The 13627-nt window shown below is 63.6% G+C and carries 11 protein-coding genes and 1 pseudogene; 8 read left to right on the forward strand and 4 right to left on the reverse strand.

What is annotated here, in order from left to right; translation table 11 throughout:
- Nucleotides 1–3 precede the first annotated feature (3 nt).
- A pseudogene (locus EB231_RS19360) lies at nucleotides 4–282 on the forward strand (methyltransferase family protein); the annotation flags it as partial.
- A gap of 3 nt (nucleotides 283–285) precedes the next feature.
- Here the strand turns inward: EB231_RS19360 and EB231_RS19365 are convergent.
- A complete protein-coding gene (locus tag EB231_RS19365; RefSeq protein WP_172350274.1) occupies nucleotides 286–1167 on the reverse strand; it encodes an HpcH/HpaI aldolase/citrate lyase family protein in 882 nt (293 codons plus the stop codon).
- The gene (locus EB231_RS19370; RefSeq protein WP_172350275.1) at nucleotides 1167–1619 is read right to left on the reverse strand and encodes a MaoC family dehydratase; all 453 of its coding nucleotides are present in this window, start codon (nucleotides 1617–1619) and stop codon (nucleotides 1167–1169) included. Before EB231_RS19370 ends, EB231_RS19365 begins: the two co-directional genes overlap by 1 nt.
- Before the next feature lie 153 nt (nucleotides 1620–1772).
- Between EB231_RS19370 and EB231_RS19375 the strand changes: the two genes are divergently transcribed.
- Nucleotides 1773–2897, forward strand: coding sequence for a DUF2336 domain-containing protein (locus EB231_RS19375; protein WP_172350276.1), 1125 nt, complete (start codon nucleotides 1773–1775; stop codon nucleotides 2895–2897).
- Here EB231_RS19375 and EB231_RS19380 read toward each other — a convergent pair.
- Entirely contained in the window at nucleotides 2894–4963 is a 2070-nt protein-coding gene (locus EB231_RS19380) for an FUSC family protein (protein ID WP_172350277.1), read from the reverse strand. The two genes, EB231_RS19375 and EB231_RS19380, sit on opposite strands and share 4 nt — an antisense overlap.
- Before the next feature lie 46 nt (nucleotides 4964–5009).
- Nucleotides 5010–7067, reverse strand: a complete 2058-nt coding sequence (parE, locus tag EB231_RS19385) for a DNA topoisomerase IV subunit B (RefSeq protein WP_172350278.1) — start codon at nucleotides 7065–7067, stop codon at nucleotides 5010–5012.
- Between the two features lie 237 nt (nucleotides 7068–7304).
- Here parE and cpaB point away from each other — a divergent pair, with 237 nt between their 5' ends.
- Genes cpaB through EB231_RS19415 form a run of 6 tightly spaced genes read left to right on the forward strand, consistent with a single transcriptional unit; the run spans nucleotide 7305 to nucleotide 13626 of the window.
- Nucleotides 7305–8231, forward strand: a complete 927-nt coding sequence (cpaB, locus tag EB231_RS19390; RefSeq protein WP_246740683.1) for a Flp pilus assembly protein CpaB — start codon at nucleotides 7305–7307, stop codon at nucleotides 8229–8231.
- 30 nt (nucleotides 8232–8261) lie between these two features.
- Complete coding sequence (locus EB231_RS19395; protein ID WP_172350279.1) at nucleotides 8262–9713, forward strand: type II and III secretion system protein family protein; 1452 nt, start codon at nucleotides 8262–8264, stop codon at nucleotides 9711–9713.
- 6 nt (nucleotides 9714–9719) lie between these two features.
- The gene (locus EB231_RS19400) at nucleotides 9720–9989 is read left to right on the forward strand and encodes a hypothetical protein (protein ID WP_172350280.1); all 270 of its coding nucleotides are present in this window, start codon (nucleotides 9720–9722) and stop codon (nucleotides 9987–9989) included.
- A gap of 34 nt (nucleotides 9990–10023) precedes the next feature.
- Nucleotides 10024–11238, forward strand: a complete 1215-nt coding sequence (locus tag EB231_RS19405; RefSeq protein WP_172350281.1) for an AAA family ATPase — start codon at nucleotides 10024–10026, stop codon at nucleotides 11236–11238.
- Nucleotides 11235–12656, forward strand: coding sequence for a CpaF family protein (locus tag EB231_RS19410; protein WP_172350282.1), 1422 nt, complete (start codon nucleotides 11235–11237; stop codon nucleotides 12654–12656). Before EB231_RS19405 ends, EB231_RS19410 begins: the two co-directional genes overlap by 4 nt.
- Before the next feature lie 4 nt (nucleotides 12657–12660).
- Nucleotides 12661–13626: a type II secretion system F family protein gene (locus EB231_RS19415; protein ID WP_172350283.1), complete on the forward strand. Its 966-nt coding sequence runs from the start codon at nucleotides 12661–12663 to the stop codon at nucleotides 13624–13626.
- The last annotated feature ends 1 nt before the right edge of the window (nucleotide 13627 follow it).

Genomic DNA, 13627 nt, shown 5'->3' on the forward strand with positions numbered 1-13627 from the left:
CCCGCGCCCGTGGTGAAGATCCAGGATGAACGCGGACAGCGCGTGATCAGAACCGGGCCTTACAGCTACGTCCGCCATCCCATGTATGCCGGCGCCATCCTCTTCTTCGCCGGCACGGCACTCCTGCTTGGCTCCTGGTGGGGGCTGGCATTGGTGCTCGTGTTCGTCGTGCTCCTGGCCATCCGTACTTTCATAGAAGAGAAAACGCTCCGCATCGGCCTGCGCGGCTATAATGACTATGCTGCCCAAGTCCGCGACCGCCTGATACCGATGGTCTGGTAGCGGTCAGGCGGAAATGCCTGCCGCCCTCGCGCGTGCAAGCAGCCTTTCAGCCAGCCGCAGATGCGGGCGGTCGTACATCTTGCCGTCGATTCCGACGACGCCGGGATTTCCGGCCGCCTCGAACGCCGCGACGATTGCCGCCGATTGTTTGACCGCCTCGGCCGAGGGCGTGAAGGCGGCATTGATGACCGGCACCTGGTCGGGATGGATCGCCATCTTGCCGGTGAAGCCGTCTCGCTCGGCCTCCGCGCATTCAGCGGCGAATGCCGCCATGTCGCGAAAATTCGGGAACACGGTGTCGATCGCGGCGACCTCGGCGGCTCCGGCCGCCAGGATAGTCGTCAGGCGGGCGTGGCGGAACACATCGGTGTAACGGCCCTGCTCGTCGCGGGTGGAGCGTGCGCCGATCGCCGCCGACAGGTCTTCCGCGCCCCAGGTCAAACCGGCGAGTCGCGCACTTGCACCGGCATAGGTCGCCGCGGCGAGTATTCCCGCCGGGGTTTCGGTGATGATCGGCAGGATCCTGACCGACCCGTCGAGCAGGCCGTTCTCCGCCTCCCGAACCCTGAGCTTTGCCGAGAGGTGCTGCACATCCTGGCCGCTATTGGATTTGGGCAGCATGATGCCGTCCGGCTTTGCCGCAACGAGCGCGGCAAGATCGTCGTCCGTCAATCCGGTCGAGAGGTCGTTGACCCTGACATAGATGGCCGAGGTGGTTTGTCCCCTGCGTTCGACAATAAAGCGTGCGGCGACCGCGCGCGCCGCCGCCTTGTTCTGTGGCGCCACGGAATCCTCGAGATCGACGATCACCACGTCGGCGCCGGCGCCGAACCCCTTTTCCAGCTTGCGCTCTGAATCGCCGGGAACGAACAGCAGCGAACGCATCAGGCGGCCTTCTTCAGCATCATCGCTTGCCTGATGCATTTGGCGACGAGGTCGCCATGCTGATTGTAGGCGCGGTGCTCGAATTCGACGATGCCGCGGTCGGGCTTAGACTTGGACTCGCGTACCGAGACGACGGAGGTTTCGACACGGATGGTGTCGCCGTGGAAGACCGGATGCGGAAACACGGTTTCCTTCATGCCGAGATTGGCGACCGTCGTGCCGACCGTGATGTCATTGACCGAAATGCCGATCATCAGGCCGAGCGTGAACAGCGAGTTGACCAGCGGCTTGCCCCATTCGCTCTTGGCGGCGAAGTCGAAGTCGATATGCAGCGGCTGCGGGTTCAATGTCATCACCGAAAACAACATGTTGTCGCTCTCGGTGACGGTCTTGCGCAGCGTGTGCTGGAAGACGTGGCCGACGACGAATTCCTCGAGATATAGCCCGGCCATTTGCTGTTTCCTCCGCTGTCTGACGGTTGATAGGCGCTGCATTTAGCAGTCGCAAGCCAGTTAATGAACATGGTGAACCGTTCGTAAACCATTTCTGCCTACCGTCTTCACCGGGGCCGGAAATCTTCTGGCAAGGGGCATAAGCAGGCGGGCATGGTTGTTGTTTCGCATTTCCTGAAGTGGATCTATACGGCCAGGGTGTCCGAGCGTGCCGCCGCGGCCGCCGCGCTGGCCCGGGCCTATGTCAATTCCGAATTGCCGTTCGAGGATCGCTGCGCCGCGGAAGCCGCGCTGACTCTGCTGCTCGACGATGCGTCATCGAAAGTGCGGCTGGCAATGGCCGAAGCGCTCTCCATGAGCCATCACGCGCCGCTGCAGATCATCAGCGCGCTGGCTTCCGACCAGCCTGAAGTCGCTGGTGTCGTGCTGGCGCGCTCACCGCTGCTCACCGACGCCGATCTGATCAACCGCGTGGCGGCGAGTCAGAAGGCAACGCAGAAGCTGATCGCCGACCGTCCGCTCGTCTCGATGGCGCTGTCGGCGGCCATCGCCGAGATCGGCGAGGCGGAAGCCTGCGCGGTGCTGCTGGCCAACAGTGGCGCCGACATCGCTTCCCTCAGTTTCCGCCGCATGGCGGAACGCCACGGGCACCTGCCTCAGGTACGCGAGGCACTAATATCGGATGCACGCCTGCCTGCCGACTGCCGGCATATGCTGTTGGTCAAGCTTGGCGAAACACTGAAGACATCGCCACTGGTCATGGCATTGATGGGCGCCGCGCGTGCCGACCGCGTCATGCGGGACGCTTGCGTCAAAGCCTCGGTGACGCTGATCGAGGGCACACGCCAGGAAGAACACGCGGCGCTGATCGAGCATCTCAGGCTGCGCGGCGATCTCACCGCAAGCTTCCTTATCCGCACCATCGCGCATGGCAAGGTCGATTTCTTCGGCTCGACGCTGGTGGCGCTCGGCCAGCAGTCTGAACAGCGCGTGAGGGCGCTGCTGGCGGGCGGGCACGATGTCGCCTTGCAGGCCCTGTTTCGCAGCGCCGGCCTTGCCGCCGCCACGCATGCGATCATCCTGCGCGCGCTGAAAATCTGGCGGGAAGTCGCCAATGGCAAGCGCGTCGCCGGCGTGCAGGAAGTCAGCTGGCTGATGCTCAAGGAACTGGGCGGGCAATCCGCGGAAGGCGATCTCGCCGCTTTGGTCAAGTCGATCCATCTTGATGCTCTGCGCGAGAATGCACGCGGCCATGCGCTGGCGATCGCCGCCGCCTAGCCTTTATCCCTGGCGAAGAAATCCGGGAAATCCTCCATCGCCGCAGCGATAATGCGCAGTGATGCCGCGATCTGCAGCGCGTCCCCGTTGGCGTTCCGCTGGGCTATGCCCGCCGCATATTGCCGGGCAACGGCGACAGTCGCTGTCCGCGGGTCACCGGGCGCGCGGAAAAGCAGTTCGCGCGCCAGCCCCCTCAGGAAGTTGGCGACCGAAAGTGCGGTTTCGGACGGGATGGCGTGGTTCTGGCTTGCGCTGCGCAACCGCAGGATCTCCAGACCGACCGTGACTGCGGCAACGCCACCACCCAGAACCGCTTCGCCCTTCCTGCCGGAATTCTGCACCAGCGGCATCAACTGGTTGATCCGGTCATAGGCGAGGCTCTCGAAGGCCGATCGCCTCGGCACGCGCTCGTGCAGGCAAAGTCGAGCCAGATCCTCGCGCATGGCCCGCACGATGCGGCTGGCCGCGAGCCACGGATCGGCGGGGAGCACGACGACGAAGACCCCGATCGCCAACAGAATACCGACCAGGATCGATGCCGAGCCGGCAAGGAAGGGGCCAGGAGCATAGGTCATCGCCTGATGCGGACTGAGGAAGGCGAGAAAATTGATGGCGAAGGCAGTCGCCACGCCGACATAGCGCGGATTGGCCATGGCGAGCGCCGCCGGCACCAATATGGGAACGACAAAAAGCGTGAACCAGCCAAAACCAGGCAGGGCGGGAAGCGCGATCTGGCCGACGAGAAAGGCAAAGGGCAAAGCGAGCAGGGTGCCCTTGAAGAAGCCCCAGGATACCTGCACGGGGTCGGGGCGAGCGGCAAACAGGCTCGATACGACGGCAACCAGGATGACGGTGCCTGCCGCTTCCGACCATTTCGTCGTCAGCCAGAATGCGGCGACCAGCAATGTGGCAAGGGCCGCGCGGACGGCGTTACGTGCCGCTCCAGGATAGTCGCGATGCACCACGAGGGCGGGTTGCCGCCTGGCGCGACCTTGGCGGCGCGTGGCTGGCGAGCGCAGGGCATCCAGACCGCGCAGCACCTGTTTCAGCGCCTCGGCGAAATCGGCGGCGATGGTGAGGCGGGTGATGGTGCCGACCCTGTCATCACCCTGGTCGACCGAGGCATCGGGCATTCGCCTGGCTTTGGCCGAGATCGCGTCGAGCCGTGCCACCCAGGGCGCGGTATCATCCAACGCGCCGGGTTTGGCCGCCAGTTCACTGACAAGCACTTGCAACTCCGAGCGTACCGGAATGAGCGCGGCGTTCTTCGGAGCGGCGTGCGAATACAGCACACGTGCCGCCGAGAGAGCCGAGAGCAGCTGTCCGATGGTGAGCCGGACCGGATGGGCGCGGGGCGCGAAGCTCGCTGCCTCGAGCCTGGCATAGGCGCGCATCTCGCCAAGCGTCTGGGTGTCGGCGACAAGCTTGCGGTGCAGTCCGATGAGCGTTGCCCGATCGCCGCCGGAGAACGCACCGCCGGCATAGATGGCGAGGTCGAGAATGCAGCGTTTCAGCCGCGAGATGATGGCGTCGCTGGCCAGTTTCGGCAGAATCAGCCGGCTGGTCAGGCCGGCGCAGACGATACCGAGTACGATCTCGGCACAGCGCGCGACTGCAAGGTCGACGACAAGGTGCGGTTGCCCGAAGGCGGGCAGGCCGATGATCATGGCCGTGTAGCCGGCCAGGGCCGCGCCATAGGCTTCCGGGTTGCGCAGCAGCGAGGAGACGAAGGTGCAGATGCCGATCCAGACGGCCAGCACCGTAACCAGCACCCAGGGGCCGGTACCAAAGATCGTGGTGATGCCGATCGCGGCGACGCCACCGGCGAGCGTGCCGAGCAGGCGGTAAAAACCCTTCGCCAGCACCATGCCGGCAACAGGCTGGGCGACAATGAATACCGTCATCATCGCCCATTGCGGGTGATCGAGCTGTAGCGCATAGGCGGCGAGAAGCGCGATAAGCCCAGCCGAAACGGTGCGCAGGGCGAAAATCCAGTCCGAGTGCGTCGGCTGTGTCAGTCCGGCCAAGCTTGTCTCGAAATAGGCCTTCAGCCGTGCCCGGGTCACATGATCGTCTCCGCAACTGGAGCCGGTGTTATGGACCGGGTGGCGCTTAGATATCCAGCACTTCCGTCTCCGCGAATTCGGCGCGCTCCTGAATGAAGCGGAAGCGGGCTTCCGGCTTGGTGCCCATCAGCGCGTCGACCGCTTCCTTGGTCGCGGCTTCGGCGTCGATCACGTCGACCCTGAGCAGCGTGCGCTTCCTCGGGTCCATGGTGGTCTCCTTGAGCTGCGAGGCCATCATTTCGCCCAGGCCCTTGAAGCGGCCAAGCTCGACCTTGCCGCGCCCGGTGAATTCGGTGCGCAGGAGCTCGTCCTTGTGCGCGTCGTCGCGGGCATAGGCAACCTTGCCGCCTTGCCTGATCGAGTAGAGCGGTGGCACCGCCAGATACAGATGGCCGCCACGCACCAGCGCCGGCATTTCCTGGTAGAAGAAGGTGATCAGCAGCGAGGCGATGTGGGCGCCGTCGACGTCGGCGTCGGTCATGATGATGACGCGGTCGTAGCGCAAATCCTCGTCGCGGTACTTTGAGCGTGTGCCGCAGCCGAGCGCCTGGATCAGGTCCGATATCTGCTGATTGGCGGCGAGCTTGTCGTTGCCGGCGCTGGCGACGTTGAGGATTTTTCCGCGCAATGGCAGTACTGCCTGGCTGGCACGGTCGCGCGCCTGTTTGGCCGAGCCGCCGGCCGAGTCACCTTCCACGATGAACAGTTCGGCACCGGCCGCAGCGTTCTGCGTGCAGTCGGCGAGCTTGCCGGGCAGGCGCAGCTTGCGCACCGCGCTCTTGCGCGACACTTCCTTTTCCTGGCGCCGGCGCACCCGCTCGTCGGCGCGCGCGATCACCCATTCCAAGAGCTTGGAGGCTTCCTGCGGATTGTCGGCCAGCCAATGGTCGAATGGATCACGGATCGCGGTCTCGACAATGCGGATCGCTTCGATCGTCGCCAACCTGTCCTTGGTCTGGCCGACGAATTCAGGCTCGCGGATGAACACCGACAGCATGCCCGCCGCCGAGATCATGACGTCTTCGGAGGTGACGATCGAGGCGCGCTTGTTGCCGACCAGATCGGCATGGGCGCGCAGGCCCCGGGTCAGCACGTTGCGGAAGCCGGCCTCGTGGGTGCCGCCTTCGCCGGTCGGGATGGTGTTGCAGTAGGAATTGATGAAGCCGTCGCCGCCGAACCACGTCACCGCCCATTCGAGCGAGCCATGGCCGCCTTGCTTTTCGCTTTTTCCTGCGAAGATTTCGCGGGTGACCTGAAAGTCGTCGCCGAGCGATGCCTTGAGATAGTCCTTCAGGCCGCCAGGGAAATGGAACTCCGCCTTGGCCGGCGTCTGGTCCTTTTCCTTGATCAGTGAGGGGTCGCAGGTCCAGCGGATTTCCACGCCGCCAAACAGATAGGCTTTCGAGCGCGTCATGCGGTAGAGCCGCGCCGGTTCGAAGGCCGCGCCCTTGCCGAAGATCTGCTCGTCGGGATGGAAGCGGATTTTCGTTCCGCGCCGGTTGTGGATCTCGCCAAGCTGCTCCAGGCCGCTTACCGGAATGCCACGCGAAAAGCGCTGGCGGTAGAGCTGGCGGCCACGCGCGACCTCGACCTCGAGATGATCCGACAGCGCGTTGACCACGGAAACGCCGACACCATGCAGACCGCCGGAGGTTTCATAGACCTTGGAGTCGAATTTGCCGCCCGAATGCAGCGTCGTCATGATGACTTCGAGCGCCGGCTTCTTGAATTTCGGATGTGGATCGACCGGGATGCCGCGGCCATTGTCGGTAACGGTCAGAAACCCGTCGGCCGAAAGCTCGACATCGATGAAGGTGGCATGGCCGGCAACCGCCTCGTCCATCGAATTGTCGATGACCTCGGCGAACAGATGGTGCATCGCCTTGTCGTCGGTGCCGCCAATATACATGCCTGGCCGGCGACGCACCGGCTCCAAGCCCTCGAGCACCTCGATATCGGCGGCGCTGTAGCCCTCGCTGCCGTCCTTGGTCGCTGCGGGGCGCTTGGCCGCCGCCTGCACAAGGGGATCCGCCGGCCGCGCCGGTGTGCGAACCGGCTGCGGCTGCTTGTCCATATTGCCGAAGAGATCGTTATTGTCGTCCATGCCTGCCATAGGGTCCGGTGCTGCGAATCACTCGCCGATACTGCCACGCTTTTCAGCGCCAAGCGACGGAGGTTCCTGTTACGTTCGGGGATTTGACCCCTCTTACCTTAAAACCATTCGATAACCAAGCGGGCGGAAATAGGTCCGATGCCGCTGGCCGGGATTCCTGTTTCTTTAACAAAGCGGCCTAGCGTGAGCCCAACAAACAAGAAAACGACGGGCATCAGGGGTTTCGGCGTGAGGGGCAAGGCCATAACGATGATCGGCATCGCCGCCGTTTTCGGCGCGATTTCGATCTTTGCCGCGGATTTCTGGGTCAAAAGCCAGGCCAAGGCCGACGCCGAGGAGAAGACGGCGTCGATCGCTGCCCCAGCTCCGCCGAGGATCGAGTTCAAGACCATCGTGGTGGCAAACGCACCGTTGCGCTACGGCATGGAACTCGACCGTGCAAAGCTGATCGAAATCCCGTGGCCGCAGGATTCCCTGCCGCAGGGCGCCTTTCCCACCATCGATGGGTTGCTTGGCGAAGGCAGCCGCGTCGTGCTGTCGCCGATCGAGGTCAACGAACCGGTGCTGCTGACCAAGCTGTCGGGGCCAAACGGTCGCGCGACGCTCTCCAACATGCTGACGCCCGGAATGCGCGCGGTCACCATCCGCACCGACGAGATCGCCGGTGTTGGCGGCTTCGTCACGCCTGGCGACCGCGTCGATGTCGTGCTGACGCGCGATGCCGGCGAAATCCAGGAAGTCGCCAAGAATGCGCAAGGGGCGGCCGGTTCGACCATCACTTCCGAGATCGTGGTTGCGGACGCCAAGGTGCTGAGCGTCGGGCAGGGCGCCGACGAGCGCCAGACCACGCCGCAGGTGGCCAACTCCGTGACCATCGAGGTGACGACCGAGGGCGCGCAGAAAGTGGCGCTTGCCCGCACCGTCGGCACGCTGTCGCTGTCGCTGCGCTCAGCCAGCGAAGGCGGCGACGGCAAGAATGGCGTCACCACCATCTCTTCCTTCGGCGGATCGGTGGCGGCCAAGGCTCAGGCCGCGGCCGGCTCCTTGTTCGATGCGATGACCAAGGAGCCAGAGAAGCCGAAATTCAAGACGGTCATCGTGACGCGCGGCACGAAGGCCGAGGAATATCAGGTTCCTGCGCGGGATCAGAAGTAAAGGCCGGTGGGGACCGGGCGGGACGGGGCAATGTTGATGCGTACCCTATATCGAATGGCGGGCCGGTTGCGTTTCGCGCGCACCCTGGCGATGGCGATGGCGGTGGCCCTGGCCGCGGGCGGGATGCTTGCCTTGCCCAGCGCGGCCAGGGCGGACAATGACGTCGTCCATGTCTCGGCGACCAGGAATGCGTCGATCAAGGTCGCCAAGGGGAAGCCCAAGACGATCGTGACGAGCGCTGCTTTCTACCAGATTGTCATCGGCGATCCGGAGATCGCCAACGTCAATCCGCTGACCGACAAATCCTTTTATGTGCTGGGCAACAATCTCGGCACCACCGGCATCGCTTTGTTCGACGAGAACAAGCAGCTTGTCGGCACCGTCGACATCGAGGTGACGCTCGACACGGATCAACTGGCCAGCACCATCCGCGCCAGCGTGCCGGACGCCAAGATCAAGGTCGGTTCGGCCAATGGCCGTGTCGTGCTGTCGGGTGAGGCGGATGACGCTGTCGCCGCGGATAAGGCAAGCAAGATCGCCAGCCGCTTTTCCGGCAATGAAGAGGTGATCAACTCCGTCAACATCTCGTCCTCGCAGCAGGTCCAGCTCAACGTCCGTTTTGTCGAGATCAATCGCCAGGCAAGCCAGGATCTCGGCGCCAAATACAGCGCCAATTTCGCCTACGGTATCGGTGGGCGCGACGTCACCATCGATCCGGGAACCGTGCCGGCGGCCGGCACCGGCGAGATCATCGGCCGGCTGTTGTCGAACGGCGTGTCGATCGATGTCGCCATCAAGGCGCTGGAAGAGCGCGGCCTCGCCCGCCGGCTGGCCGAGCCGAACCTGATTGCCCGTTCCGGCGAGACGGCGAGCTTCCTCGCCGGCGGCGAATTTCCGATCCCGGTTTCCGAGGACAACGGCAAGATTTCCGTCAGCTACAAGAAGTACGGCGTCAGCCTCGATTTCACGCCGACAGTGCTCAAGGACGGGCTGGTCAGCCTCGACATCGCGCCGGAAGTGTCCTCGATTGATGCGTCGGCCTCCTATAACATCGGCACCATCTCCGTGCCCGGTTTCATCGTCCGCCGTGCCAAGACCTCGGTCGACCTGAAGAATGGCCAGAGCTTCATGATCGCGGGGCTGCTGCAGTCGCAAAACGACATCACCACATCGCGCATTCCCGGCCTCGGCAAGATGCCCGTGCTTGGACCGCTGTTCTCGTCGAAGTCCTATCAGCGCCGCGAAACCGATCTGGTCATCATCGTCACGCCCTATCTGGTCAAGCCGGTCGATCCATCGAAGAAGATGGCCGAACCGACCGACGGCACGCAGCCGGCCAGCAACGTCGACTATTTCCTCAACAATACCGAGGAAGTGAAGGCATCGGACACCGGTCGCGCGCTGGCGCTGGCTGATGGCAGTGCCGCACGAGCCACCCCCGCCACCACGGTCGGGCATTTCCTCGACCTGCCGAAGGACTGAAGTGCCATGCGTCTGATCCTGAGATCGAGCATTGCCTTGCTTTTGGCCGGCTTCGCCGCCGGCTGCACCAGCGACGACTATGTGCGCAGTGAAGGGCTGACGACCGGCGCCGGTAACGCCCAGGCCGCCAATACCGTCATGCAGATGGTCGATCCGTGGAAGTACGGTGTCCAGAACACCAGGCTTCTCGTGCCTGCCAAGCGTGGCGATGCCGGACCCGTCACACCCGATCAGGCCACCGCTTCGAAGGCATCGCAGACGACCACGGGCAACTGACCCCAAAGGGCGATCGAGCCCACAGGCTGATAAAATGGCAAACGGCATCAAGACCCGGAAAATCCTGCTGGTATCGACGGACAGGACCTTCGTGCAGGACACGCGGACCGCATTCGCCGCATCGGAAATCATCCAGCTCTCGGCGGTGGAGAAGAGTGTCACCGAGTTGCGTGGCGAGATCCAGGAGGCCGATTTCGGCGCCATCATCGTCGATATGGACGCGGCGAGGCTAGAGGAGGTCGAGTCGCTGCAGCGCATCATGCGCCGGCAGGAGGGCAAGACACCGGTTGTCGTCGTCACCCAGGAGTTCAACGCAGCCGCTGTGCGTATCCTGGTGCAGCTCAAGGTCGCCGATTTCCTGGTCAAGCCAATCACGACGGCCGACCTGGTGCGCTCGGTCGTGCGGGCGTTGCAGGGGCCGGGGCGGGAGGAAAACACCGAGTCGCAGATCTACACCTTCATGCCTGCCGCCGGCGGCGTCGGTACAACGACGCTGGCGCTGCAGACCGCCTTCCAGCTGCATCATTCGGTGACGCGTGGCGCCTCGACCTGCGTGGTCGATCTCAATTTCCAGCAGGGCGCCTGTGCCGAATATCTCGACCTCGAGCCACGTTTCGACATTACCGAGATCGAGAATCAGCCCGAACGCCTCGACCGGCAATTGCTCGACGTGATGCTGTCCAAGCACGCCAGCGGGCTGTGCGTGCTGGCCGCGCCGACCCACCCGGCGGAGATGCGCTCGTTCAAGACCGATGTCGTGGTACGCATGCTGGACCTCGTCTCGGCCTATTTCGACAATGTCGTCATCGACATGCCACGCACCTGGTTTCCCTGGACGGAGACCGTGCTGCTCGGCTCCAACAAGCTCTATATCGTCGCCGAGATGACGGTGCCGTGCCTGCGCCACACGCAAAGGCTGATCCAGGCCGTCTATGAGACCGCCGGCAAGGAAGTGAAGCCGAACGTCATCGTCAACCGTTTCGAGCAGAAGATGTTCGACAACGGCATCAAGCAGGCCGATGTCCAGGAGATCCTTGGCGAGCATTTCGTCGGCGGCATCGCCAACAACTACCGGCTGGTGCGCGAGGCGGTCGACCGCGGCGTGCCGCTGCACGAAATCGACCCCAATGCCAATGTCGTCAACGACCTGAAGAGGATCATTCTTCCGGAGGAGGCAGCCGCGACTGGAGCCAAGTCGAAGTCGCTGTTTGGTCTCGGCAAGGGCTTCTTGAAGAGGAAGGCAGGATGAGCAGCCGTTTTTCAACCCTGCAGAACCGTGACGCGCGTCCGCAGCGTCCGGCAGAAGCAGCCCCGGTCGCGCATCATGCGGTCGTCATCCCGACCAGCCGAAAGGCCTTGCCGGCAAAGCCGGACGTCGCACCGGCAAAGAACGCCAACAAGGTGCTCGATGCGCGCGTTCGCATTCACCGCATGCTGCTCGAGGAGATCAACCTCGTGGCGCTGGAGCGTTTGCCCAAGGAGGAGATGCGCCGGCAGGTGCATGATTTCGTTTCTGAAAAAACCCGCCAGGAGCGGATGGCGATCAACACCGTCGAACTCGAGGCGCTGGTCGACGATATCGTCGACGAGATGGTCGGCCTCGGTCCGCTCGAGCCTCTGCTCAAGGATCCGGACATCAACGACATCCTGATCAACGGCCACCAGAACTGCTTCATCGAAAAGAAGGGCAAGCTGCAGCAGGTCCATATCCCGTTCAAGGATGAGGCGCATCTGCTTAGAATCATTAACAAGATCGTCGCTGCGGTCGGCCGCCGTGTCGATGAATCGCAGCCGATGGTCGACGCGCGCATGCTCGACGGCTCGCGCTTCAACGCGGCCATCCGCCCGGTTGGAGTCGACGGGCCGCTGGTGTCGATCCGCAAATTCTCCAAGAACAAGCTCGGCCTTCACAAGCTGGTCGAATTCGGCGCCATCACGCAGAACATGGCTGAGGTGCTGGCGGCGGCGGTTCACGCCCGCAAGACGACGATCATTTCCGGCGGCACCGGTACCGGCAAGACGACGATGCTGAACGCGCTGTCGGCCTTCATCCCCGAGGACGAGCGGTTGATCACCATCGAGGACGCGGCCGAACTTCAGCTGCAGCAGCCGCATGTCGCGCGCATGGAGACGCGCCCCGCCAATATCGAGGGCCATGGCGAACTGAAGCAGCGCGATCTCGTCAAGAACGCGCTGCGCATGCGCCCAGACCGGGTCATCCTCGGCGAGTGCCGCGGCGAGGAAGCCTTCGACATGCTGCAGGCGATGAACACCGGCCATGAGGGGTCGATGGCGACCATCCACGCCAACACGCCGCGCGATGCCATTTCGCGCCTCGAACAGATGCTTGGCATGACCGGCATGCCGATGACGGTGCAGTCGATCCGCAGCCAGATCGCCAGCGCCATCGATATCATCGTCCAGCTGACCCGGCTTTCCGACGGCAAGCGCAAGGTGACAAGCGTCGCCGAGGTGACCGGCATGGAAGGCGACGTCATCCAGATGCAGGAGATTTTCCGCTTCGTGCGCACCGGCATGGATGCCGATGGCGGGATTCTCGGCTATTTCGAGGCGACCGGCATCCGGCCGCGCTTCCTCGAGGATCTGCGCGCCATGGGCATCGAATTTCCCGGACGCTATTTCGAACCCGGCCGGCCGCAGGAGTAACCAGGTGTTCGACGGGCTGAGCGCGATCTATGTCGTCTATGCCGGGGCAGCACTCACCGGCATCATGATCGCCGAGGCCTGTTATCTCCTCTATGCCGGCCGCAGCGACAAGCGCACCGCCATCAACCGGCGCATGAAGCTGCAGGAAAACAAGATCAGCCAGGAGCAGGTGCTGATCCAGCTGCGCAAGGAACGCGGCCTTGATGCGGGCACCTCGCTGTTCTCGCCGGACCGGTTCCGTGCCCTGCGCACGCAGTCGGGCATGATCATGCCGCTGTCGAGATTCCTGATGATCACCTCGGGTGTGGCGCTGGCCATGGCCCTGGTCGCGATCTGGTATGGCTTGCCGCTTTTGATGGGGCTTGTCCTGTTCGTCGTGCTGCTGCCGCTGTTGCCGGTGGTGGTGATGCGCTTCAAGCGCAAGCGCCGGCTCAAGCGCTTCGGCATGCAGCTGCCCGAGGCGCTGGAGTTGATCACGCGCGGCCTCAAGGCCGGTCATCCCGTGCCGGTGGCCATCGCCATGGTGTCGCGCGAAATGCCCGATCCGATCGGTACCGAATTCGGCGTCATCGCCGATGAGGTGACCTATGGTTCCGATCTGGTCTCGGCGTTGAATTCGCTGTTCGACAGGGTCGGCCATGAGGATCTGCCGCTGTTCATCACCGCCGTCTCGATCCAGTCCAGTTCGGGCGGCAATCTGCGCGAGATTCTCGACGGCCTGGCGCTGACGATCCGCGAACGCGGCAAGCTGCGTCGCAAGGTGCGCGCCATCTCGACCGAGGGCCGCATGTCGGCCTATATCCTGACGGCGATACCGGCGCTTTTGTTTGCCGCCATCATGGCGCTGATGCCGGGCTTCTACCGCGATGTCTGGGACGAGCCGAAAACCTGGTACCTGATCGGCGGCTCGGTGACCTGGCTGATGCTGGGCAATCTGATGATGTTCAAGATGTCGAATTTCAGGTTCTGAC

The sequence above is a fragment of the Mesorhizobium sp. NZP2298 genome, from assembly GCF_013170825.1.
Lineage (GTDB): Bacteria > Pseudomonadota > Alphaproteobacteria > Rhizobiales > Rhizobiaceae > Mesorhizobium.

Bases quoted from the DNA above. Each gene is read 5' to 3' on its own strand.
- parE (WP_172350278.1), bottom strand. From the start codon at position 7,067: ATGGACGACAATAACGATCTCTTCGGCAATATGGACAAGCAGCCGCAG.
- EB231_RS19365 (WP_172350274.1), bottom strand. From the start codon at position 1,167: ATGCGTTCGCTGCTGTTCGTTCCCGGCGATTCAGAGCGCAAGCTGGAA.
- EB231_RS19410 (WP_172350282.1), top strand. From the start codon at position 11,235: ATGAGCAGCCGTTTTTCAACCCTGCAGAACCGTGACGCGCGTCCGCAG.
- EB231_RS19405 (WP_172350281.1), top strand. From the start codon at position 10,024: ATGGCAAACGGCATCAAGACCCGGAAAATCCTGCTGGTATCGACGGAC.
- EB231_RS19400 (WP_172350280.1), top strand. From the start codon at position 9,720: ATGCGTCTGATCCTGAGATCGAGCATTGCCTTGCTTTTGGCCGGCTTC.
- EB231_RS19370 (WP_172350275.1), bottom strand. From the start codon at position 1,619: ATGGCCGGGCTATATCTCGAGGAATTCGTCGTCGGCCACGTCTTCCAG.
- EB231_RS19375 (WP_172350276.1), top strand. From the start codon at position 1,773: ATGGTTGTTGTTTCGCATTTCCTGAAGTGGATCTATACGGCCAGGGTG.
- EB231_RS19395 (WP_172350279.1), top strand. From the start codon at position 8,262: ATGTTGATGCGTACCCTATATCGAATGGCGGGCCGGTTGCGTTTCGCG.